The organism is Cedecea davisae DSM 4568, assembly GCF_000412335.2.
Taxonomy (GTDB): Bacteria; Pseudomonadota; Gammaproteobacteria; order Enterobacterales; family Enterobacteriaceae; genus Cedecea; species Cedecea davisae.
The window spans coordinates 3,620,328-3,643,685 of the sequence record NZ_KE161030.1 but is presented as its reverse complement, the minus strand read 5'-3'; the positions used below and the strand labels follow the sequence as shown (position 1 = coordinate 3,643,685).

Genomic DNA, 23,358 nt, shown 5'->3' with positions numbered 1-23,358 from the left:
CCGGGGCTGTTCCGCTTGTACTATCAGGCAACTATATGGTTGTTCTGGATAAGCTCGTCGAGTGTGGTGTGCACGTTCTCCAAAGTGACAAGAGTGGTGGAGTGGAACGTTCCGGCGTTGCCGTCGCGGTCGATAGAGATGACCGTGTTATTGCCGACGGTAGCGACGTTCAGGTAATTGCCCAGCGTTGATGTCTGTCCGTTCCAGCCAACCAGCAGGTCGTGGACGTTGATCTGGTCGCCCTGGGCGAGCGAGAAGTTCTTCCAGACGTCCGCACCATTGCCGCCCGTACCGTCGTTCGCGCCGCCTGCAAGGACGTGGTAGACCAGCGTATCGGCGTAGGCCGACGAACCGTTGATGATGTCTCCGTAGGCGGTGCTGACGAACTGCGGGTTCATGTTGATGGTCAGCGTAGCGCTGTCTGAATGCCCGTTCTGATCGTTCAGGGTGTAGGTGAAAGTCTCCTTATTGACGATCGATCCCGGCGCTACACCCGCCTTCAGGGTGTAGGTATAGTTCCCGCCGATATCTATGGTCAGCGTGCCGTACTGCCCCTGAATCGTCGCTACCGCGTTGCTGTTGGTTAGCGGGTTCAAGGTGGCCGTGCTGCCGTTCGTGCCGTTGATCGTCAACAGGGTGTGGACGCTGCCAAGCTGGTCTGACGCACCGGCAGAGTCGCTACCGTCGTACAGATTGCCGTGTACGACGGTGCTCTGCGCCGTGAAGCTGTCCAGCAGGTGCGAAGTCCCGGTGACCGTTGGGGTAATGGTGATGTTCCCTACGCTTAGCGGCCCCATGTTGCCAACATAGCTCAACGTCCAGGTACCCGAATGCAGGTCCGTAACCGGAACAATGGCCGTGCCGCCCAACAGCGCGCTGCCGCTAAAGGTACCGGTGTAGGTATGGCCCTGACCGTCGCTCAGCGTCCAGGTTACAGACAACCCACCCAACGCCAAACCGGAAGCCACTTTGAACACCAGGGCGGCTCCGCCCAGCGTGGTGTTGTCCGCAATGGTGAACGTACCGCTGCCGTTGCCGTGGCTGGATGCCAACAGCGCAGTGGTCCAGGTCGCTGAACCGACGTTGGCACTCGCGTAAGCCGCAGTGTTCTGCGTTGACGCAATAGCCATAATCGAGCTGATATCGTTCACTGCATCCACGGTGTGCGGCGTTGCGGTGATGTTCAGCGACGCGGTCCCGGTATCGCCATTTGGCGCGGTAACGGTATAAACGAAGCTGTCTGGCGTATTGATACCGTCTGCACCCACGCCGCTTTTCAGCGTATAGGTGTAGTTGCCGTGCGCATCAATAGTCAGCGTACCGAACTTGCCGTTGATGGTGGTGGTGCCGGTCGCCGAAATTGCCACGCCGTTCACCGCCGTCAGCAGGCTTCCTGCCGGGGCGATATCATCCTGCATCACGTTGCCGGTGGTCGACGCCGCCAGGCTGTCTACCGCGTAGGTGTGATCCTGGAGAATGTTCAGCGTGTAGCTGGTCAGCACCGATACGCCGCTGGCGTTCATCAGCAGGAACAGGTAATCCCCGCCGCCCAGAGTCACGGTCAGCTGGCCTGATGAGCCACCCAACAGCGGAGCCGTCAGCCAGGTTTTCTGCACCTGGAACTGTTCATACTGCTGGGTGGCCACGTTGAACTTGTAGATATACAGGTCAAAGGTGGAAAGCAGCGCAACCCCGCCAACGTTCGCCTGCAGCGTCATGGTACGAGTCGACCCGTCTGCAACATCAAACAGAATCGGGTTGCTCATATTGGCAAGCAGGTTGAGGTTGACCACGTTACCCAGGCCCACGCTCAGCACGGACAGGCCGGTCTGCTGCGATGCGCCGTGGTCAACGGCAGCAACATCGGTGCCGTAAGTCAGAGAAGCGATGTTATCCGTTGCGGTGACCGTGCTGGCCGGCGCGCCGTTACCCAGGGAAACAATCAGCTGTGCAGAGTCGCTGACGCCGTTATGGGTAATGGTGTAGGTGAAGTTCTCCGTGCGGCCCAGTACCGTGGCCGACGTATTGGTTAAGGTGTAGGTATAGCTGCCGTCCTGGTTGATATGCAGGGTGCCGTATTTGCCCTGAATATCCAGCCCGCCTGCGCCAACGGTATGGCTCACGCCGTTAGCATCAGTGATAGCCGTTACCACGGTGCCGGTAGGGGCGTTATCCACCGCACCGCCAGGGCCTGCGTCGGTAATTACGTTACCGTCCGAGGTAGTGGTGCCGCTGACGACGCCAGCGCTGGTTTGCTCGACGGTCACAGCAAGGTTAGTCGTCGCGCCGGTGGCCAGCAGGCTGGTGTTATAACCCAGTACGCGGTATTGCCCTTCGCCCAGCCCGTCGAGGTTCAGGGTCACGCCAGTGGCACCCAGCGTCAGCAGATTAAGGAACTGCGGTAAAGACGAGTCAACAATCGTAGTCCATGAGTTGGTGGCTGCATCATATTTCTGGATAGCAATTTCCAGCGTATTGAGCAGTGAAAGCACTACGCCGGTCGCGGCGGCGTTAATGGTGATATGCCCGGTAGCGCCGTTGCCGATGGTAAAGCCAACCTGCGCGGTATTGCTGCCGAGAACCGAAGCCACGTTGCCAAGCGCACCAATCAGCAGGCTACCGTAGCCACTGTCGTGCGCGGTGGTGATTTCTGCGTTACTGGTCAGCGCCAGATCGACCACGTTGCTGCTTGCTGCCAGAGGCAGGACAGGCGCGGTGATCGACAGCGACGGCGAGACGTTCCCGGCGGCATCGGCGGCAGATATCGACAGAGACTGGCCTTCAATCTGGCGAGTCGGCAGCGTAATGCTGAATGCGCCAGAAGCGTTTGCCGTACCGGTGACGGTTATCCCGCCCGGCAGCGTAATGGTCACGGTGCTGTTCGCTTCCGCTACGCCGGTGATCGTTGAACCATCGGCGCTGATAACCCCGGTTGGGATCAGCGGCGGAATGGTATCGACAATTACCGAGGTTGCCAGAGACGCAGCGCCCGTACCGTTGGCGTTGGTTGCCGTAGCGGTAAAGGCATGGACGCCATCACCCAGCGCACCGGTTGGGGTAAACGTCCAGACGCCGCTCGCATTCGCGGTTACCGTGCCCAGCAACGCACCGTTGTCGTAAATCTTAACGGTGGCGTTGGCTTCGGCGGTGCCGTTAATCGTCGGACGGGTATCGTTGGTGCTCTGGCCGTTACCCACGATGCCGGTTTTCGGCAGAACATCGTCAACGATGCTGGTGATAACCGGCAGCCCCGGTACGCCGGTGAACGGCGCGGTGAAGCCTGCGGAAACCCCTGTATTACCCGCAGCATCCTGAGCAAAGGCAAGCAGAGACTGGCCGCTGGTCTGCGCAGGAGAAAGGGAGATGCTGAAGTTACCGCTACCGTCCGCTTTCGCCGTACCCAGTACCGTTCCCGTTGCTGAGGTAATGGTTACGGTGCTGTTGGCTTCGGCAAGGCCGGTTACTACTGTGCCCGTAGCATTCACCGTCAGGCCGGTTGGGGCCAGCGGCGGCACGGTATCGACGACAATACCGGCAGGCACCGACGTTACGCTGACGTTACCTGCTGCATCCGTAGCCGTCACGGTGAATGAATGGTTGCCCTGGAGCAGCGGCAGCGTTGGCGTAAATGTCCAGACGCCGCTGCCGTTTGCCGTCGTGGTGCCAAGAAGTACGCCGTTATCAAAGATATTGATTGTGGCGTTGGCTTCCGCGGTGCCGTTCAGGGTAGGGCGAGTGTCATCCGTCGGCTGATTGTTGCCAACCGGGCCGGTGATAGGGCCAATGTCATCCACCACGGAGGTGATCGCTGGCTGGTTAGGCGCAACGGTATCCACGACCACGGTGAAGCCAGCTGTCGGACTACTGACCACGCCTGCGCCGTTAGTGGCGGTGATGGTAAAGGTGTGCGAGCCGTTTGCCAGCGCGCTCGGCGGCGTGAACACCCAGACGCCGAGTACGTTAGCGGTCACGGTGCCAATCAGGTTGCCGCCATCGTAAATCTTGATGGTGCTGTTGGCATCCGCCGTCCCGTTCAGGGTCGGACGCGCATCGTTAGTCGCCTGGCCATTAGTTAACGGACCTACCACACCACCGACGACATCATCCACTACCGAGGTCAGCACCGGCGTATTCGATACGCCGCTGACGATGTTCAGGGTGAAGTCGGCAGACGCGACGCTGGTGTTACCGGCGGCATCGGATGCCGTGACGGTGAACACATGCTGTCCAGGGGCTAACGCGGTGCCCGGCGTGAAGCTCCATACGCCCAGCGCGTTGGCGGTGACGGTGCCAATCAGGTTGCCGCCATCGTAAATCTTAATGGTGGCGTTAGCCTCCGCAGTACCGCTGAGCACAGGCTGGGTATCGTCGGTAGCTGAACCACTCACCAGCGGCCCCTGAACCGGGCCAACATCGTCAAAGGCCTGAATGACAATCGGCTGGGTAGGGGCGATGGTATCTACCACCACGTTAAACGGCGCAGATGGCAGGCTGACGTTACCGGCAGCATCCGTTGCGGTGACGGTCAGCGCATGGCCGCCGTTGGTTAACCCGGTCGACGGCCTGAAGCTCCATGCTCCGGTGCCGTCGGCCTGTACGGTGCCAATCAGGTTCCCGTTATCGTAAATCTTAACGCTGGCGTTAGCTTCGGCAGTGCCGGTCAGCGTTGGGCGAGTATCGTCGGTTACCTGGCCGCTGGTCAGGTTCCCGGTGATTGGCCCCACCGCATCCGCAACGGTGCCGATAGTCGGCGCATTCGGTGCAATGGTGTCCACGGTTAACGCGAAGCCGTTAGACGGATTACTGACGTTGCCAGCTGCGTCGGTAGCGGTGACGGTTAACGTATGTGGGCCGTTGCCGAGTGCGGCCACCGGCGTCAGGCTCCATGCGCCAGATCCGTTGGCAACGGTGGTGCCTATCAGGTTGCCATCGCTGTAGACCTTGATGATGGCATTAGCTTCCGCCGTCCCGCTAAGGGAAGGGCGTGTTTCGTTGGTGGCCTGGCCGTTGGTGATTGCCCCAAGTACCGGCGCGGTGTTATCCAGAACGGTGACGATAACCGGAGGATTTGGCGCGACGGAGTCAATATTCACGCCAAACGAGGCCGTGTTACTGACGTTGCCTGCGGCATCGGTTGCCGTCACGTTCAGGGTATGCGTACCGCTGTCCCAGCGGGCCGGTCGGGGTAAATGTCCAGTTACCCAGGCCATCGGCCTGAGCCGTGCCGAGCACGTTATTGCCGTCTTTAACGGTGATGATGGCGTTGGCTTCTGCCGTCCCGCTCAGGGTTGGCTGCGTGTCCTTCGTCAACTGGCCGTTAATCAGCGGCAGGTTGGTACCTGGCTGAGTCTGGTCGTCTATTACCGAGAGAATAATCGGCACAATCGGCGGAACGGTATCCACCACCACGTTGAACCCGGCGGTCGGGCCGCTGGCGTTACCTGCCGCATCCGTAGCGGTCACGGTGATGTTATGGCTGCCGTCCAGCAGCGGAACCGTTGGGCTAAAGGTCCAGCTACCGCCCACCGGCACCGTAACGGTACCGATAACGACATTGCCGTCTTTGAAGGTCAGCGTGGTTCCCGCCTCGGCGGTGCCGCTAAAGGTCGGCGTATTGTCGTTGGTCGGCTGGCCAGAAGTGATTGGCTGCGAGGTAATGTCGTTGGTAACCGTCAGCACAACAGGCGTTCCCGGTGCGACGGTATCAACATTTACCACAAAGCCGGTGGAAGGTGGGCTGACGTTACCGGCGGCGTCCGTTGCCGTGACGGTAAGCGTGTGTGCGCCTTCGCCAAGATTGGTTGTCGGCGTATAAGTCCAGATGCCCAGGGCGTTAGCGGTGACGGTATCGATGACGGTGCCGTTATCGATAATGCTCACCGTAGCCCCGGCCTCAGCGGTACCGCTGAGAGTTGGTTTGGCGTCATTAGTGGCCTGACCGCTGGTCAACGGCCCGAGGGCACCGCCCACTACATCGTCCACCACGGAAAGGATAACCGGCTGGTTTGGCAAGATGGTGTCTACGATGATGCTGTAGGCAGGTGACAGGCCGCTTTCTACGCCAAGCACATTCTGGCTGACCGCGAAGGTATGTAGCCCCTCGCCCAGAGGATCGGTGACGGTCCACGTCCATTTTCCATCGCCGTCGGCCGACACTGTAGTAATCAGCACTCCGTCGACATAGATATGAACCGCAGCTCCGGCAGTGGCACCTGAGCCGTTCAACGTCGGCAGCGTATCGTTGGTCGAGCCACCTTTACCGACATTCCCGGTGACCGGGCTGACATCATCCATCACGGTGTCAATGGTCGGAGGATGAGGGATAACTGAGGTCGTTGCGTTAAAGTTCACGCCACCACTTTGGTTACCCGCTGGATCCTGTGCCACAGCAGTAAGCTGTGCGCCAGTCGTCTGGGCTGGTGAAAGCGTTACGACCCAGGCACCGGTTATTGGCGCCGCGACTCCCGTTCCCAGGACGTTGCCGCTGGAATCTTTGATAATCACCGTCGCCCCGGCTTCTGCGGTACCGGAGACCAGGGTACCGGTCGGATCAATGACCAGAACCGTAGGATTTCCTGGCGCAGTGATATCCACGTCAATCACAATTGGCGCAGATGGCCCAACGCTATGGCCGACATCATCGGTCGCTTTAATGGTAATGCTGTGCGAGCCTTCCGACAGCGTGGAAGTGGTTATGCTCCATTTGCCGTCCGGGCCTACGATACCGGTACCCAGAATGGTTGTGCCATTAGTGTCGTACAGCGTAATCGTGCTGCCGATTTTACCGGTGCCGGTAAAGGTTGGCGTTGTGTCATCGGTGACGCTGCCGTTGACCAGCGGCGTCTGAATTGGACCGACGTTATCCTGGATTTCAACGACGACCGGCGCGGTAAGCGGTACGGTATCGACGGTCAGTACATAATCGGTTGACGGCCCGCTGACGTTGCCAGCCTTGTCGGTCTGGACAGCGGTTATAGTATTTTCGCCATTAGCCAGCGCGGTATCCGGCGTGATGGTCCAGTTACCCGTGCCGTCTACTACCGCAGAGCCTATCGCCGTGGTGCCGTTGTACAGCGTGACGGTTGCACCAATTTCCCCTGTACCGTGGAACACTGGTTTCGGGTCGTCGGTAATCCCGTTGGTGATAGCGCCGGTAACCGGGCCAACGTTGTCATCCACGGTGCCAATAGCCGGTGCCGCTGGCGGCGTGGTGTCTACGATTATCGCGATCGGCGCAGACGGCAGGCTGATGTTGCCCGCCGGGTCGGTCACCTGCACGGTGATGTTGTAGGTTGTTTCGCCAAACGGCGTTGTCGGCGTAACGCTCCATGTGCCGTCTGAACGCACGATAGTGGTGCCGACCAGCTCGTTCCCGTTGTTGAAGACGTTGATGGTGGAGCCCGCGACGCCGGTGCCGCTAAAGGTTGGCGTCGTGTCGTTGGTGCTGCCGCCAGGGGCGACGGTTCCCACTACAGGCGGCACGTTGTCCGTTACCGTAGGCGCAACAGGCTGAGTCGGAGGTGTCGCGTAAACCGACAGCGTAAATTCGGCCGAAGGTGCTCCGACGTTGCCTGCCGCGTCCGTTGCCGTAGTTGTGAAGATATGAGTCCCGCTACCCAGCGGAGAATTTGGGGTAATACTCCAGTTGCCGTCGGCGTCAACGACCGCGCTGCCGATTGGCGTTGTTCCGCCGTCAGCGTACAGCTTGATGGTGGCGCCCACTTCGCCCTTACCGGAGAGCACCGGCTCGGTACTTTGGGTACTGCCGCCGTTAACCAGGGTGATTGGCGTGCCTGCGACGTTGCCCAGCGCGCCGTCTATGGAAGGCGCTCCCGGAGGCGCGGTGTCGATAATCACAATCTGCGTTGTGGCAGAGCTGGTGTTTCCGGCCGCATCCGTCACATAGACATTAAGCGTATGCGAGCCTTCGCTCAGCGGCTGAGTTGGCTGGAATGTCCACGCTCCGCTGCCGTCCGCCGTGACGGTACCGATAAGCGTTGTGCCATCGTATATTTTGACGACCGCATCAGCGGCTGCTGTCCCGTTAATAACGGGTTGAGGATCGTTGGTTGCGCCGCCCGGCAGCACTGGGCCAAGATCCGGGTTAACGTTATCCACTATCTCGCCGATCGTCGGCGCGTTTGGCAAGGCGGTGATCAGTTCAACGTTCCACGGCGGGGAATGCGCGGTGACGTTTCCTGCGGCATCTGAAGCCGTGACGGTAAAGGCGTGAGGCCCATCCAGCAACGGCGTGGTTGGCGTAAATGTCCAGGTGCCGCTGCCGTTCACGGTGGTGGTTCCCAGCGGGTTCAGCCCATCGTAAATCGTAATCGTAGAGCCTGGTTCACCGCTGCCGCTAAGCGTTGGAGTAGGATCGTTGGTCGCTCCCCCATTGCTAACCGGGCCGGTAACCGTGCCGACGTCATCGTTCACCAGGGTGATGGTCGGTGCTGTTGGCGCAATCGAATCAACGTTGATGTTAAACGCGGCACTTGGCTGGCTTACATTGTTTGCGGCGTCGGTAGCCGTGACGGTCAGGTTATGAGAACCCTGGCCGAGAGCGGTTGTTGGCGTAAACGTCCATGCCCCCGTCCCGTCGGCATTGACGGTGCCAATCAGATTACCGTTGTCGTAGATCTTCACGGTTGAGTTAGCTTCGGCCGTGCCGGAGAGTGTCGGTTTATCGTCGTTGGTCAGGTCGCCGCTGTTGAGGTTACCGGTATGGTCCGGCACGTTGTCGACTACTGAACCGATGACCGGAATGTTCGGCGGGGTGATATCCGGCGCGGTGACTGGCGCGTTCGGTCCAGCATTCCCGGCGACATCCGTCGCGTTCACTTGCAGATGCTGACCATTGGCCTGAGGCGTGGTCAGCGTGATGGTAAAGCTTCCGTCCGGACCTGCTACGCCCTGGCCCAGTGGGTTGCCCAGCGTATCGGTCACTTTTACCGTGCTGCCTGCCTCCGCTTTACCGGTCAGTACCGTGCCGTCTTCGTTAAACGTTAGATTAGTCGGCAGAGCAGGAGGGGTGTGATCCTGAGCAATAACGGTAGCCGGAGCACTGGTATTGGTGGCGATATCCGTGGCGGTAACCAGCAGTGTCTGGCCGTTAAGCTGCGGAGGCACCAGCAAGATATCGAAATGCCCGGTGATGTCAGTGGTGCCCACGCCGATGATGTTTCCGTTGCCGTCTTTGACGGTGATGGCGCTGTTAGCTTCGGCAGTACCGGTTAACTGCAGGCCATCCGCGCTGACGGCAAGCCCGGTTGGTGCATTCGGCGGCGTGTGATCCGGTGCGGGAGTTGTGGCGCCCAGTCCGGTATTGCCCGCCACGTCGGTGGCCTTCGCGGTCAGAACTTCACCGTTCAGTTGAGCCGGGGAAAGCGTCACGCTGAAGTGACCCGTACCGTCTGCCGTCGCGGTGCCAAGTACGGTGCCGCTGGCGTTGGTGATGGTCACTTTACTGTTGGCTTCTGCTGTCCCGGTGAGCGTTGTGCCGTCGTTGGAGACGCTAAGCCCGGTTGGCGGCAGAGGAGCCGCGGTATCAACCACTACGCCAAACGGTGCGGATATTCCGCTGTTGCCTAAGCCGTTGTTGGCGCTCACGGTGAAGGAATGTGGGCCATCAAGCAGCGGCAACGTTGGGGTAAAACTCCAACTGCCGTCAGGATCAACCACAGTAAAACCAATCGGCAGGCCGTTATCAAAGACAGCAATGGTGGAACCCACTTCAGCTGTGCCGCTGAGAGTCGGGCGGTTGTCATCCGTCGCCTGGCCGTTGGTCAACGTCCCTTTAATTGGGCCGACATCATCGGTCACCGAAATAAGAACAGGGACGGTTGGGAAGCCGGAGTTTGAGGCCTCGAATGGCGTATTTGGCCCCTGGTTTCCAGCGGCATCGCTAATTTTCGCGATAAGGTCTTCACCGTGGGTTTGCGCAGGTGTCAGGGTGACGGAGAAGTTGCCGCTGCCATCAACTTGAGCGGTGCCCAATACGACGCCAGAGAGGGTGGTAATGGTAACTGTTGCGCCAATTTCCCCTGTACCGGTCACGGTCGTCCCGTCCGGATCGCGCGGATTAAGCGTAACGGCATTCGGTGGTGTGAAATCAATGGTAAAGGTTGGGCCGACGGTGACGCTACTGAGGTTACCTGCCGAATCAGTCTGTTGTAGGGTTATTGCATGTGAGCCTTCACCCATCGCGTTGGTTGGGGTAAATGTCCATTTACCGTCATTGCCGACGGTGACCATGCCAATCGGAAGGCCATTATCAAAGAGGGTGAGCGAGCTGCCGGGTTCACCGGTGCCGCTGAAGACGGGTTTTTTCTCATCGGTAACGCCGTTGTTGCCGATAGGGCCAGTGATGGAGCCAGTATTATCTTCAACCAGGCTGAGTACCGGTGCATCGACAACGGTATCAACCGTAACGCTGTAGCCCGCAGAGCTGCCGCTGTCGCCGCGGATGTTAGAGGCGGTGGCCGTAAAGTTGTGCGGGCCGTCGAGCAGATTAACGCCTGGTGTAAAGCTCCATGTGCCACCGGCTCCCACTACCGTAGTGCCAATCTCAAGCCCGTTATCAAATATATGAATAGTTTCGCCAATAACGCCCGTCCCCTGAATAGTCGGGGTCTGGTCATTGGTTGACTGGTTGTTCGGAACCGTGCCCACGTTAGGTAACGCGTTATCGATTATCGCCGTGATAACCGGAATAGTCGGCAGCGGGTAGAACGGCGCGGTTACCGCACCAGGATTCCCTGTATTGCCCGCCGGGTCGCTGGCAACGGCGCTAAGGTTGGAGCCGTCCAGCTGCGGCGTGGTCAGGGTAACGGTGAATGCACCGGTAGTTGGGTCGGCGGTAGCTGTACCAATAACGTTGCCATTAGCGTCTTTGATGGTGACGGTGCTGCCCGCTTCCGCTGTACCGGTTAAGGTTGTACCGTCAGGAGAAACCAGCAAACCATTTGGGGCATCAGGCCCCGTGGTATCGACGGTAACGGTATAGCTACCGGAAACGCTGCTATCGCCCCTGACGTTGGAGGCTGAAGCGGTAAAGGTGTATGTACCTTCACCCAGCGGGGTGGCTGGGGTAAAGCTCCACGTTCCGTTGACATCCACCTTCACGGTACCAATTTCCCCTCCGTTAGAGAGAATATGGATGGTGTCGCCGGGCTGGCCTGTCCCCTGCAGCGTTGGGGTGCTGTCATTGGTGGTGTGGTTATTCCCGATGTTCCCGGTGTTTGGGGCTACATCGTCAATGATTGCGGTAATGACTGGCTCTACTGGCGGCAGAACGTTGGGGGCGGTGACGGTTTCTGGAGGACTGATGTTGCCCGCCGGATCGGTGACCACAGCGGTCAAGGTTTCGCCATCTACCTGGGCCGGGTTCAGCGTGATGGTGACGTTACCGTTGTTATCGGCTGTACCGCTACCGATGGTCACACCACCCGGATCTTTAATGGTTACCGTGGTGCCTGCTTCTGCGTGGGCAGTGACGGTTTCCCCATCAGGGCTCACAACCAGGCCTGTTGCGGCGGCTGGTGGAACGGTATCAATGGTGACGGTGTACGCCGGGGAAGTGGCGCTTTCGCCTCTTTCATTGGTCGCGATGACGGTGAAGGCATGAGAGCCGTCCGGCAGAGCGCTGCCAGGCGTAAAGCTCCATGTACCGTTAGAGCCGACAACGACGGTGCCAATTTGCACGCCATTATCATAGATATGCACGGTTGTCCCGGCCTGACCTTTACCCTGCAAGGTTGGGGTATTGTCATTGGTGGCCTGGTTATTATTTACGTTCCCGCCGTTCGTGGTATTGCCATTGTCATTGGTAACGCCGGTAATGCTTGGCTCACCCGGCAGCGGAATATTAGGGGCGGTAACCGTAGTGCCTGGCCCGGTATTGCCGGACGGATCGGTCGCGGTCGCGATCAGCGTTTCACCGCCGAGCTGCGGAGTGTTCAGGGGGATAGTGAAGCTGCCGTCGCTGCCGGCGGTGCCTGAGCCAATCACATTCCCGTTTGCGTCTTTGATGGTTACCGTACTGCCTGCTTCGGCGTTGCCGCTAATGGTTTTTCCGTCAGCCGATACGGTAAGGCCCGTTGGCGCTGCAGGTGGAGTAACATCTGGTCTGCCGGGATTGCCCGGGTTACTACCGTTGTCTGAGCTACCCCCACCGCCCCCGCTGGACGCTGCGGCAATCGCGCCTCCCGCGGCAACTGCCAGCCCACCTAACACCCACGGCCACGCGGCTCCGCCCTCGGAATGTGCGCCGGTAGCGGCCATCACCTCATCAATATTGGCAATTTGCTCGTAGTGGAGAGCGGTTTCTGGATCCTGCACCCACCACAGCACGCCGTCTTTGCCCTCCAGCACCAGCTGGTTTCCGCCCTGATCGGCGAAGGCATAGTAATTTTTAACGGTAATGGTTTCGCCGGAATTGAGCTTGATGACCAGGTCCTGTCCGGAGCGCGTGAAATTGGCAATCTCATCGCGCTCGATTTTTAGCTCGACAATTGATGGACCTTTTAAAGTGATTTCAGAGGCTTCGACGTTGTTTTTTACGCCGGTTAATTTAGAAATAATTGTCATTGCACGCATTTTTATCACTCCATTCGCGATGAACGTGGTGGTAGTCTGATGCCCGGTATAATTAATTACCGAAAGCAAAAATTTAAGTAAGCGGGTTCCTTCGCGCTGAAAGCAGGCGAAAGGGAGCCTTTCATCAAAAATTGATGGCAGTGATTATTAATAAGTAACGGTGTTTCCGTTGCGGAATCGAAAATTAGTTAATTCTCAGGCTCGTATACTCGTCGTTTATTGATAAGGGGCTATTGATGATATAGACAGGAAAAAATGAATGCGCAACTTAAGCCATATTTAACCCAATGTAAGTAGTTCTTAAGTACCAGTGAAATTTTATGACTCACCCGGACAATACAGGTAAACCCTTTGTCTTCCTGGAAGTTGACGGTTTGTTAATGCATTTGATTTTAATGTGTTTTTATTGATGCTGTCGAAGCGGTTGGCTGTTTTTTGCAGAGGTGAATAGTGGCTAAAACCCTGTGTGGAGAAGGGTTTATGAGGCGTTAAGGCTGGCAGGATCTCTGTGCGTAGTGAAAAATTAACAGAATGTATTTTTGATTTTGTGAGAGCGGCAGGAATAATCGGCTGGAATAATAAAGAAATATTATATATCAGATGAGGGCGGTTTTTATCTTTTCGCGTAATGAATGTGGAGAAATTAACATATATCCTTTAGTGCTGCTTAATTAAGGCTGAAGTGACTTTTGGCGGAACACCATATTAGCTGATAAATAAAAAAGCGTGGATGTTTTTTTATGATGGCTCTCCCGAAGAAGAGCCACAGGCGGATAAATTATTGTTTGGCGCTTAACGGCCCGCGTGTTTCATAATTCGTGCCTTATCCAGCGCCCACTCGCGATCCTTCACGTCGGTACGCTTGTCGTGCTGCTTCTTACCTTTGGCAAGGCCAATTTTTACCTTGCACCAGGCGTTCTTCCAGTACAGCGATAAAGCCACAATGGTGTAACCGTCGCGGCTAACGCTGCCGTAGAGGTTATCCAGCTCGCGCTGGTTCAGCAGCAGTTTACGGGTACGGGTTGGGTCGCAAACGACGTGGCTGGAGGCCACGGCCAGCGGGGTAAAGTTGGCGCCGAACAAGTAGGCTTCACCATCTTTAAAAATGACATAGCTATCGCCAATGTTTGCTTTCCCGGCGCGCAGTGATTTTACTTCCCAGCCCTGTAGCGCAAGACCCGCTTCAATCTCATCTTCGATAAAGTATTCATGGCGGGCGCGCTTGTTTAGCGCAATGGTGGCTGAGCCTGGTTTGTGTGCTTTTTTCTTAGTCATAGTGCTGCTCAGTATACTTATTCCAGGAGTTCAAAGACACCCCGCATCCTACGCGAGGGAGAAGCGCTTATCTTAGCATGAGCGGTAGAGAGTTTTTCTTTGCGCGGTGATAAATGTTATTATTTGTCCGTTTTATGACTCCCAGGAATTGCTATGCCGCAGATCAGCCGTACTGCCCTGGTGCCTTACAGCGCCGAGCAGATGTATCAGTTAGTGAATGACGTAAAGTCCTATCCGGAATTTTTACCGGGCTGCACCGGCAGCCGGGTGATTGATGCTTCGGCCAATCAGATGACGGCGGCGGTAGATGTTTCAAAAGCCGGGATCAGCAAAACCTTCACCACCCGTAATATTCTCACCGATAACCAGAGCATTTTGATGCAACTGGTGGACGGCCCGTTTAAATCTCTGATGGGCGGCTGGAAGTTTACTCCGCTTAGCGAAGATGCCTGCCGCATTGAGTTCCAGCTCGATTTTGAGTTTACCAATAAGCTGATTGAGCTGGCCTTCGGCCGCATCTTTAAAGAGCTGGCCGGGAGCATGGTTCAGGCATTTACGACCCGCGCCAAAGAGGTCTATCGTGTCGCGTGAGATTCAGGTCGAGGTGATTTACGCTTTGCCCCAGAAGCAATACTTGCGCAAGGTAAAGCTCGAGGAAGGCAGCACCGTTGAACAGGCGATCGTCGCTTCCGGTCTGCTGGAGCTGCGGGATGATATCGACCTGCGGCAGAATAAAGTGGGCATCTACAGCCGTCCCGTAAAGCTCGGTGACGCCGTGCAGGACGGTGACAGAGTGGAAATTTATCGCCCTTTAATTGCTGACCCTAAAGAGCTGAGGCGGCAGCGTGCCGAGCGTTCGGCGCAGAAATAACACAAAAAAAGAAAGGTGCTGAAAAGCACCTTTCTTTTTGTCCATCCCGACAGCCTTATTCCCCTTTGGTCAGGGCAGGCTTGTTGTCGATATTGGTCAGTACGCCGCTGCTGTTAAACGTCAGGGTCAGCGTTTGTTGAGTCACGTTTTCGTGGCCCGGCTGCTGGCGGAAGACGTAGAACCAGGTGTTGGTGCCAAACGGATCGCTCATCATCGGGGTGCCGAGAGTGTAGGCAACCTGCTGTTGTGTCATACCGACGCGGAGTTTGGAGATGTCATTCGGTGCCAGGTAGTTACCCTGGTTGATGTCAGGGCGGTAAACCACTCGCTCCAGAGTGGAACAGCCTGCGGTCAACATCAGAAGAACCGCTGCGGCAGCAGTCAGCATTTTACAACGCATAGTGATTTGATTCCTTTTCGGGCCCGAGTAGTGCGTGGCTTATTCGTATAATGCCGATGATAATAGACCTTTAAGCAGTTTAAAACCTTAAGGCGCTCAACTCAGACCGTGGGAGCGTAAAAAAGTTGGCTGAAAATATAACAGAATGGCCAATTAGCCGATGAGTGACTGTTTTTTATGCGATGCACGGCGTGAAAAAAATCCGTGCACCGCGAAGGCATTAGGCCGCCAGCAGCTCTTTGGCGTTTGCCAGCGTATTGCGGGTGACTTCACTGCCGCCCAGCAGGCGCGCCAGTTCTTGCAGGCGGGCGCGTTTGTCCAGCGGCTGCATATGGGTTTCCGTCATTTCACCGTCGGTCTCTTTGCTGACGAAGAAGTGATGATGGCCGCAGCCTGCAACCTGAGGCAAGTGGGTTACGCACATCACCTGAGTAGACTCACCCAGTTGACGCAGTAGTTTGCCCACCACCGCAGCGGTTGGGCCGCTGATACCGACGTCTACTTCATCAAAAATCAGGGCCGGCGTTTCCATTTTACGTGCCGTAATGACCTGAATGGCCAGCGCAATACGCGACAGCTCGCCTCCAGAGGCCACTTTTGCCAGCGGCTGCAGCGGCTGGCCAGGGTTAGTGCTGACGCGAAAATCAATGCGGTCTGCGCCTTCAGCGGTCAGGTGGTTTTCGTTAAATTCGACTTCGATGGCAAGTTTGCCGTGCGGCATAGACAGAGAGTGCATACTTTCGGTAATCAGCTGACACAGCTCTGCGGCATGTTTTACCCGGCTCTGGTGCAGCGCCGTGGCGACGGTCAGTGCCTGCTGATGATGCCGGGCGACGGCCTGCAACATTTCCTCCAGCGAGCCGGTTTGCTCATCCAGCAGCTGCTGTTCGTCCAGCAGTTTCTGGTGAAACGTCGGCAGCTCTTCCGGGGAAATGTGGTGCTTGCGCGCCAGGGAGATTTGCCGGGAAATGCGCTGCTCAAGCTCATGCAGGCGGTTGGGGTCAAGATCCAGCCGGTCGCAGTAGTGGCGCAGTTCATCGCTGGCCTCGGAAAGTTGAATCGCCGCTTCTTCCAGCATCCCCAGCACGCCGGATAGCTTATCGTCCATTCCCACCAGCTCCCCCATTAAATGGCGCACGGTATGCAGCTGGCTTTGCAGATTGCACTCTTCGCCATCGGCAAGGACGTCCAGCGCCTGCTGGCTGGTGGAAAGCAGCTGGCCGCTGTTGGCTAGCCGCTTGTACTCTTCGTCGATTAATTCAAACTCACCGGCTACCGGCGCAAATTCGTTAAGCTCTTTCAACTGATATTGCAGCAGCTCGGCTTTTGCCGAGCGCTCCTGGGCAAGCTGCTGATGCTGAGCCAGAGACCGGCAGCTCTGGTGCCATTCACGGTAGCGCTCCGCCATCTGCTGAGCCAGCGAGTGCTCACCCGCATAGCCATCAAGCAGGGTTTTTTGGTGTTCGGGCTTGAGCAACAGCTGGTGGGCGTGCTGGCCGTGGATCTGGATAAGTAACTGGCCGAGATCGCGCAGCTGAGAAAGCGGAACCGCCGTGCCGTTGATAAAGCCGCGGGAGCGGCCATCGCTGCTGATGACGCGGCGCAGCAGGCACTCTCGGCCGTCTTCAAGCTGGTTTTCTTCCAGCCAGCGCAGGGCGGCCGGCGTGTCTTTCAGGGAAAAGCGGGCGCAGAGATCCGCGCGATTTGCTCCCTGACGCACCATATCGGCTTCCGCGCGGCCGCCGAGGCACAGCCCCAGGGCATCTATAGCAATAGATTTACCGGCACCGGTTTCCCCGGTGATGGCCGTCATACCGTGATGAAAGTCGATTTCGAGTTCACGAACGATAGCGAAGTTACTGATGGTGAGTTGGGCAAGCATAGCCACCTTCCTGTATGTACCCGGCATACTCCAGGTTGCAGAGGTATTAGCTGCAACCTGAATTATTTAGAGTCCGATTTAGTTACTGTGTTTTCATACAGTATAAACTGGTTTTATATACAGTAAAGTGGCCTGGGGCCTTTTTAGAATAATTTTTTTGACCAGCCGAGTTTTGAGCTTAATGTATTGAAATAGCTGTAATCTTTCGGGTGTATCAGGTTGAGGTGGTAGTCGCACCGGCGGATAAGCACGTCTTCCCCTTCCTGAATAGGCAGCGCAATCTGGCTGTCGCAGCTGATTTCAAGGTCGCTACGCATATGGGAAAAGCGCAGGCGGATGGTGCTGCTGCTGTTGATCACCAGCGGGCGTGCCGAAAGGGTGTGCGGGAACATTGGCACCAGGGTTATCGCATCCAGGGAAGGCGTCAGAATCGGGCCTCCGGCAGAAAGCGAGTAGGCGGTTGAGCCGGTAGGCGTGGAGATAATCAGCCCGTCCGATCGCTGGGAGAAGGCAAAGATTTCGTCGATATACACTTCAAACTCAATCATATGCGCGACTTTACCGGGGTGCAGCACCACTTCGTTAATGGCGGTGCTGAGGCGCGTCGGCGTATCGTGCTGGCATACCTGAGCCTCCAGCAGAAAACGGCGCTCCGTAATGTAATGGCCTTCAAGCACGTCGGCCAGCTGCTGCTGAGCATTGTCCGGGTCGAGATCGGTGAGGAAACCTAAGTTGCCACGGTTAATGCCGATAACTTTTATGTCGTAGCGCGCCAGAACGCGAGCCGCGCCCAGCATATTGCCATCCCCGCCCACAACCACGGCTAAATCCGCCTGCTGGCCAATCTCCGCCAGCGTGCCGGTTTTCACCTGCTTGAGGTTAAGTTCCTGCGCAATTTGCTGTTCCACCATCACTTCATAGCCTTTGGCGCACAGCCAGCGATACAGCATTTCATGCGTGGTCAGGGCGGTGGGGTGACGCGGGTGCCCGACAATACCGATGCAGTTGAAATGTTTGTTCATTATCCTGGTGGTCCTTATTCGCAGACGTTCCTGTGACAATATGACAGGTTCCCTTGAAACCCTGAAACTGATCCCCATAATAAGCGAACCAGCGAGATGAATGCTAAAAACGCGGAGAATTTCATGAGTAGTAAAGAACAGAAAACACCTGGCGAGCAAGCCCCGGAAGATATTGCAATGGACCAGCACGATGAAGTCGAGGCCGTAGAAGGTGCCGATGTCGTGGATCCGCGCGACGAACAGATTGCTAATTTGCAGGCTCAACTGGCCGAATTAAAACAGCGCGAACGTGAAGCTGAGCCGCGCCATCAGGCGGAACTGGCAAACCTGCGTCGCCGTACCGAGCAGGATGTTGAGAAGGCACACAAGTTCGCACTGGAGAAATTCGTGAACGAACTGCTGCCGGTTATCGACAGCCTGGACCGCGCTCTGGAAGTTGCCGATAAAGCTAATCCGGATTTAGCGCCGATGATTGAAGGCATCGAACTGACCCAGAAATCTATGCTCGACGTGGTGCGTAAGTTTGGTGTTGAAGTGGTTGGCGAGACTAACGTGCCGTTTAACCCGGACGTTCACCAGGCTATCGCCATGGTCGAGTCTGCTGACGTGGCGCCGAATCATGTGCTGATGGTGATGCAGAAGGGTTACACCCTGAATGGCCGTACTATCCGCGCCGCGATGGTTTCAGTAGCAAAAGCCTGATAGCCACGCAAATAACAAAAGCCAGCCCTGCGGCTGGCTTTTTTGTCTCTACTGCTCCACGCTCTGGCGCAGCGGCTTAACGGGCGTCACGCGGACCTGCTTAATCATATTGTCCTGCACGTCGAGAATGTCGATGTCGTATTGCCCGAGGCGTATACGGGTTCCGATAGCCGGGATCTCCTGAATCTCTTCCAGCAGCATGCCGTTGACCGTGCGCGCATCGTCTTCCGGCAGCGTCCAGTTGAACGCTTTATTGAGCTCACGCACGTTGGCGCTGCCCTCGATAATCACCGAGCCATCGTTTTGCGGTGTGACCTCTTCGGCCAGCGTCGGCGACATTGACGTTGTGAAGTCGCCCACAATTTCTTCAAGAATATCTTCGACCGTCACCAGACCCTGAATATCGCCATATTCATCCACCACCAGGCCCACTTTCTTCTTATTCCTCTGGAACTTCACCAGCTGAATGTTGAGCGGCGTGCCTTCCGGAACAAAGTAAATTTCATCGGCGGCGCGCAGCATCACCTCTTTGGTGAACTCTTTTTTCTCGGTCATCAGGCGGTAAGCTTCGCGCAGGCGCAGCATGCCGATGGCGTCGTCCAGCGTGTCGCGGTAGAGCACAATGCGCCCGTGCGGGGAGTGGGTAAGCTGGCGAACGATAGCTTTCCAGTCGTCGTTAATATTGATCCCGACGATTTCGTTACGCGGCACCATGATGTCGTCGACGCTGACTTTTTCGAGATCAAGCACCGAGAGCAGCATGTCCTGATTACGCCGGGACATTTGCGAGCGGGATTCATGCACGATGGTGCGCAGCTCGTCTTTGCTCAGCGCGGTGCTGATAATATGGTCGACTTTGATGCCGACCATGCGCATCAGCAGGCGGGTAATGGTGTTCAGCAGCCACACCAGCGGCATCATCAGGATTTGCAGCGGGCCGAGCAGCAGGCTGCTGGGATAAGCGACCTTTTCCGGATAGAGCGCGGCGATGGTTTTCGGCAGCACTTCGGCAAAGACCAGCACAACAAAGGTCAGTACGCCGGTGGCAATGGCGACGCCCGCATTTCCGTAAAGGCGAATGCCGACGATAGTGGCGAGGGCGGAAGCAAGAATATTGACCAGGTTGTTGCCAATCAACACCAGGCTTATCAGTCGGTCCGGCTTACGCAGCAGTTTTTCGACGCGCCTTGCCGCACGGTTTCCCTGCTTGGCCAGATGGCGCAGGCGATAGCGGTTTAACGTCATCATGCCGGTTTCAGAGCCGGAGAAGTACGCGGACACCACCACCATGATGATCAGCGTCACGATCAGCGTGGTGGTTGAAATGTGTTCCAAAAGTGGTTTCCTTTAAAAAGAATAAATTAGCTAACGAACTGTTGCAGCACGCGGCTGCCAAAATAGGCGAGGGTTAAAATACCCGCCCCGGCAACGTTGAACCATACAACGCGACGGCCGCGCCACCCTTCATGATAGTGCCCCCACAGCAGAATGACGTAGACGAACCAGGCGAGGATAGACAATACCGCCTTGTCGACGTTCTCCATGCTGAACAGGTTTTTCATGTAAAACAGGCCGGTACACAGCGTCAGGGTCAGCAGCACAACGCCGACCTGGGTGATGTGGAACATCTTACGTTCGATAACCATCAGCGGCGGCATTTCGGCGCTGAAGGCCAGCTTTTTGTTTTTTAACTGGTAATCAATCCAGGCCAGCTGCAGGGCGTAAAGCGCCGCAATAATTAGCGTAGCGTAGGAGAATAGCGACAGGCCGATATGCACCATCATGCCCGGCGTCGCTTCCAGGTGGGTGATGAATTCGTTCGGCATAAAGGTGGCCAGCGCCAGATTTATCAGGGCAAAGGCGTAAACAATAGGTAACAGTAGCCAGCCGCGGTTGCGGGACGCAACGATGGTCATCACGGTACAAATCATCAGGCTGACCAGCGAGCCGACGTTAAGCAGGCTGAGGTTTTGCCCGCCGTCGACGGAGAAGAAGCGAGCTTCCAGCGCCAGCGCGTGGCAGATAAGCGCAATCGCCGCTGATAAAATGGCAAAACGACGCCACCCGCTGTTCTTCCGCAGAAGACCGGGAATGATCAGCCCCAGGCTGACGGAGTAAGCAACAAGCGCAAGAATGGCGAAAACGGGCATATTTAAGGTGTCGGTCAAATTGGCCAGGGAAGAAAAAAATCAGTATAACGTTACCTGCCGCCTGCTCCAACCGTTGGATCACACCCGAGGCGGCTTCATGATATAATCCGCCAAATTCAGTTTTGTGTCGCAAGCTGCGGCCCCAGTTACCACGTTAGGCAAAATACCATGTTTGATAATTTAACAGACCGTCTGTCGCGTACCCTGCGCAATATTAGCGGCCGTGGGCGGCTAACCGAAGAAAACGTTAAAGAAACGCTGCGCGAAGTGCGCATGGCGCTGCTGGAGGCGGACGTTGCGCTGCCGGTCGTGCGCGATTTTATCAACCGCGTGAAAGAGAAAGCGGTAGGTCATGAGGTCAACAAAAGTCTGACCCCGGGCCAGGAATTCGTCAAAATCGTTCGCGCCGAGCTGGTTGCGGCGATGGGCGAAGAAAACAGCGCCCTGAACCTTGCGGCACAGCCTCCGGCCGTAGTGCTGATGGCGGGCCTGCAGGGGGCTGGTAAAACTACCAGCGTCGCTAAGCTGGGTAAGTTCCTGCGCGAGAAGCAGAAGAAAAAAGTGCTGGTGGTTTCCGCCGACGTTTATCGCCCGGCGGCGATTAAACAGCTGGAAACGCTGGCGCAGCAGGTTGAAGTAGACTTCTTCCCGTCCGACGCTCAGCAAAAACCTCTCGATATCGTTAACGCGGCGCTGAAAGAGGCGAAGCTGAAGTTCTATGACGTGCTGCTGGTGGATACCGCCGGTCGTCTGCACGTAGACGAAGCGATGATGGACGAAATCAAACAGGTTCACGCCGCGATTAAGCCGGTAGAGACGCTGTTTGTTGTCGATGCCATGACCGGCCAGGATGCGGCGAATACCGCGAAGGCGTTCAACGAAGCGCTGCCGCTGACCGGCGTGGTGCTGACCAAAGTGGACGGCGACGCCCGCGGCGGTGCGGCTCTGTCGATTCGCCATATCACCGGTAAGCCAATTAAATTCCTCGGCGTGGGTGAAAAAACCGAGGCGCTTGAGCCGTTCCACCCGGACCGTATTGCCTCCCGTATTCTGGGCATGGGCGACGTGCTGTCGCTTATCGAAGATATCGAAAGCAAGGTTGACCGCGCGCAGGCGGAGAAACTCGCCAGCAAGCTGAAGAAGGGCGACGGTTTCGATCTGAACGACTTCCTCGAGCAGCTCAAGCAGATGAAAAACATGGGCGGCATGGCGAGCATGATGAGCAAGCTTCCGGGCATGGGCCAGCTGCCGGATAACGTGAAGTCCCAGATGGATGACAAAGTGCTGGTGCGTATGGAGGCCATTATTAACTCCATGACTCTGAAAGAACGCGCCCAGCCGGAAATAATTAAAGGTTCCCGCAAGCGCCGTATCGCGCAGGGTTCCGGCATGCAGGTGCAGGACGTTAACCGCCTGCTGAAGCAGTTCGACGACATGCAGCGCATGATGAAGAAAATGAAGAAAGGCGGCATGGCGAAAATGATGCGTGGCATGAAAGGCATGATGCCGCCAGGTTTCCCAGGGCGATAAGCTATTTCGATTGCTTTTTACGCCGAAATGAGTAAAATTTTCGGGCTTTTAATATGACACCTGGCTCCGTCCCTCGATGGGGCCGGGTGTTTTATTCACTAAAGAGGATGTTATGGTAACTATTCGTTTAGCACGTCACGGCGCTAAAAAGCGTCCGTTCTACCAGGTTGTCGTTACTGATAGCCGTAATGCACGTAACGGTCGCTTCATTGAGCGCGTTGGTTTCTTCAACCCTATCGCTAACGAGAAAGAAGAAGGCGTTCGCCTGGATCTGGATCGCGTAGCACATTGGGTTGGCCTGGGCGCAACCGTTTCTGATCGCGTAGCTACGCTGATCAAAGAAGCAAAGAAAGCAGCTTAATCTGTCACGGTGGTCATGATGAGCAAGCAACTCGCCGCACAGGCACCTGTTAACCCAATCGTATTGGGCAAGATGGGCTCCTCCTACGGTATTCGTGGTTGGCTCAGAGTGTTTTCCTCCACCGAAGACGCCGAAAGCATTTTTGACTACCAGCCCTGGTTTATCCAGCGCGGCGGTCAGTGGCAGCAAGTACAGCTGGAAGGCTGGAAGCACCACAATCAGGATCTGATCATCAAGCTGCAAGGCGTTGACGATCGGGATGCCGCGAACCTGCTGACCAATTGCGAAATTGTCGTGGATTCAACGCAACTGCCGGCTCTTGAAGCGGGTGACTACTACTGGAAAGACCTGATGGGCTGCCAGGTAGTGACGACTCAGGGGTATCAGCTCGGTAAAGTCATCGACATGATGGAAACCGGCTCTAATGACGTTCTCGTCATCAAGGCAAACCTGAAGGATGCATTTGGCATCAAGGAGCGGCTGGTTCCGTTCCTCGATGGGCAGGTTATCAAGAAAGTCGATCTCGCTACTCAAACCATTGAAGTAGATTGGGATCCTGGTTTTTAAACCT

14 protein-coding genes are annotated in these 23,358 nt (G+C 56.6%); 6 read left to right on the top strand and 8 right to left on the bottom strand.

The window, feature by feature from the left end; genetic code table 11:
* Positions 1-23 precede the first annotated feature (23 nt).
* From HMPREF0201_RS16490 to smpB, 3 genes are all read right to left on the bottom strand, one after another.
* The gene (locus tag HMPREF0201_RS16490) at positions 24-5,210 is read right to left on the bottom strand and encodes a BapA/Bap/LapF family large adhesin (protein WP_115586336.1); all 5,187 of its coding nucleotides are present in this window, start codon (positions 5,208-5,210) and stop codon (positions 24-26) included.
* Complete coding sequence (locus HMPREF0201_RS16485) at positions 5,110-12,594, bottom strand: Ig-like domain-containing protein (RefSeq protein WP_055696373.1); 7,485 nt, start codon at positions 12,592-12,594, stop codon at positions 5,110-5,112. The genes HMPREF0201_RS16490 and HMPREF0201_RS16485 overlap by 101 nt, the downstream gene beginning before the upstream one ends.
* A gap of 792 nt (positions 12,595-13,386) precedes the next feature.
* Entirely contained in the window at positions 13,387-13,869 is a 483-nt protein-coding gene (gene smpB, locus HMPREF0201_RS16480) for an SsrA-binding protein SmpB (protein ID WP_016537896.1), read from the bottom strand.
* A 153-nt stretch (positions 13,870-14,022) separates the two neighbouring features.
* Here smpB and HMPREF0201_RS16475 point away from each other — a divergent pair, with 153 nt between their 5' ends.
* Both HMPREF0201_RS16475 and HMPREF0201_RS16470 read left to right on the top strand, forming a co-directional pair.
* Positions 14,023-14,460: a type II toxin-antitoxin system RatA family toxin gene (locus HMPREF0201_RS16475; RefSeq protein WP_016537895.1), complete on the top strand. Its 438-nt coding sequence runs from the start codon at positions 14,023-14,025 to the stop codon at positions 14,458-14,460.
* Positions 14,450-14,740, top strand: coding sequence for an RnfH family protein (locus HMPREF0201_RS16470; RefSeq protein WP_016537894.1), 291 nt, complete (start codon positions 14,450-14,452; stop codon positions 14,738-14,740). The genes HMPREF0201_RS16475 and HMPREF0201_RS16470 overlap by 11 nt, the downstream gene beginning before the upstream one ends.
* A 55-nt stretch (positions 14,741-14,795) precedes the next feature.
* Here HMPREF0201_RS16470 and bamE read toward each other — a convergent pair whose 3' ends face one another.
* The 3 genes from bamE to nadK form a co-directional block, all read right to left on the bottom strand.
* Positions 14,796-15,140 carry an outer membrane protein assembly factor BamE gene (gene bamE / locus HMPREF0201_RS16465; RefSeq protein ID WP_039898700.1) on the bottom strand — a complete coding sequence of 115 codons (345 nt, stop codon included), beginning with the start codon at positions 15,138-15,140 and terminating at the stop codon, positions 14,796-14,798.
* Positions 15,141-15,360: 220 nt separating this feature from the next.
* The gene (gene recN, locus HMPREF0201_RS16460; RefSeq protein WP_039898697.1) at positions 15,361-17,022 is read right to left on the bottom strand and encodes a DNA repair protein RecN; all 1,662 of its coding nucleotides are present in this window, start codon (positions 17,020-17,022) and stop codon (positions 15,361-15,363) included.
* A gap of 143 nt (positions 17,023-17,165) precedes the next feature.
* Positions 17,166-18,044, bottom strand: a complete 879-nt coding sequence (gene nadK, locus HMPREF0201_RS16455; protein ID WP_008458177.1) for an NAD(+) kinase — start codon at positions 18,042-18,044, stop codon at positions 17,166-17,168.
* Between the two features lie 123 nt (positions 18,045-18,167).
* On the opposite strand from nadK, the gene grpE reads away from it, so the two are divergent.
* On the top strand, positions 18,168-18,746 hold the full coding sequence (grpE, locus tag HMPREF0201_RS16450) for a nucleotide exchange factor GrpE (protein WP_039898695.1): 579 nt from the start codon (positions 18,168-18,170) through the stop codon (positions 18,744-18,746).
* Positions 18,747-18,794: 48 nt separating this feature from the next.
* On the opposite strand, the gene HMPREF0201_RS16445 is transcribed toward grpE, so the two are convergent.
* Together HMPREF0201_RS16445 and HMPREF0201_RS16440 are read right to left on the bottom strand one after the other, a co-directional pair.
* Entirely contained in the window at positions 18,795-20,081 is a 1,287-nt protein-coding gene (locus HMPREF0201_RS16445; protein ID WP_016537889.1) for an HlyC/CorC family transporter, read from the bottom strand.
* Between the two features lie 26 nt (positions 20,082-20,107).
* Positions 20,108-20,896 (bottom strand): cytochrome C assembly family protein, encoded by a 789-nt coding sequence (locus HMPREF0201_RS16440; RefSeq protein WP_016537888.1) that lies wholly within the window; start codon positions 20,894-20,896, stop codon positions 20,108-20,110.
* Between the two features lie 168 nt (positions 20,897-21,064).
* On the opposite strand from HMPREF0201_RS16440, the gene ffh reads away from it, so the two are divergent.
* The 3 genes from ffh (at position 21,065) to rimM (ending at position 23,354) form a co-directional block, all read left to right on the top strand.
* Positions 21,065-22,426: a signal recognition particle protein gene (gene ffh, locus HMPREF0201_RS16435; protein ID WP_016537887.1), complete on the top strand. Its 1,362-nt coding sequence runs from the start codon at positions 21,065-21,067 to the stop codon at positions 22,424-22,426.
* Between the two features lie 112 nt (positions 22,427-22,538).
* A complete protein-coding gene (gene rpsP / locus HMPREF0201_RS16430; protein ID WP_039899404.1) occupies positions 22,539-22,787 on the top strand; it encodes a 30S ribosomal protein S16 in 249 nt (82 codons plus the stop codon).
* Positions 22,788-22,805: 18 nt separating this feature from the next.
* Positions 22,806-23,354: a ribosome maturation factor RimM gene (gene rimM, locus HMPREF0201_RS16425; protein ID WP_039898692.1), complete on the top strand. Its 549-nt coding sequence runs from the start codon at positions 22,806-22,808 to the stop codon at positions 23,352-23,354.
* Positions 23,355-23,358: the final 4 nt, after the last annotated feature.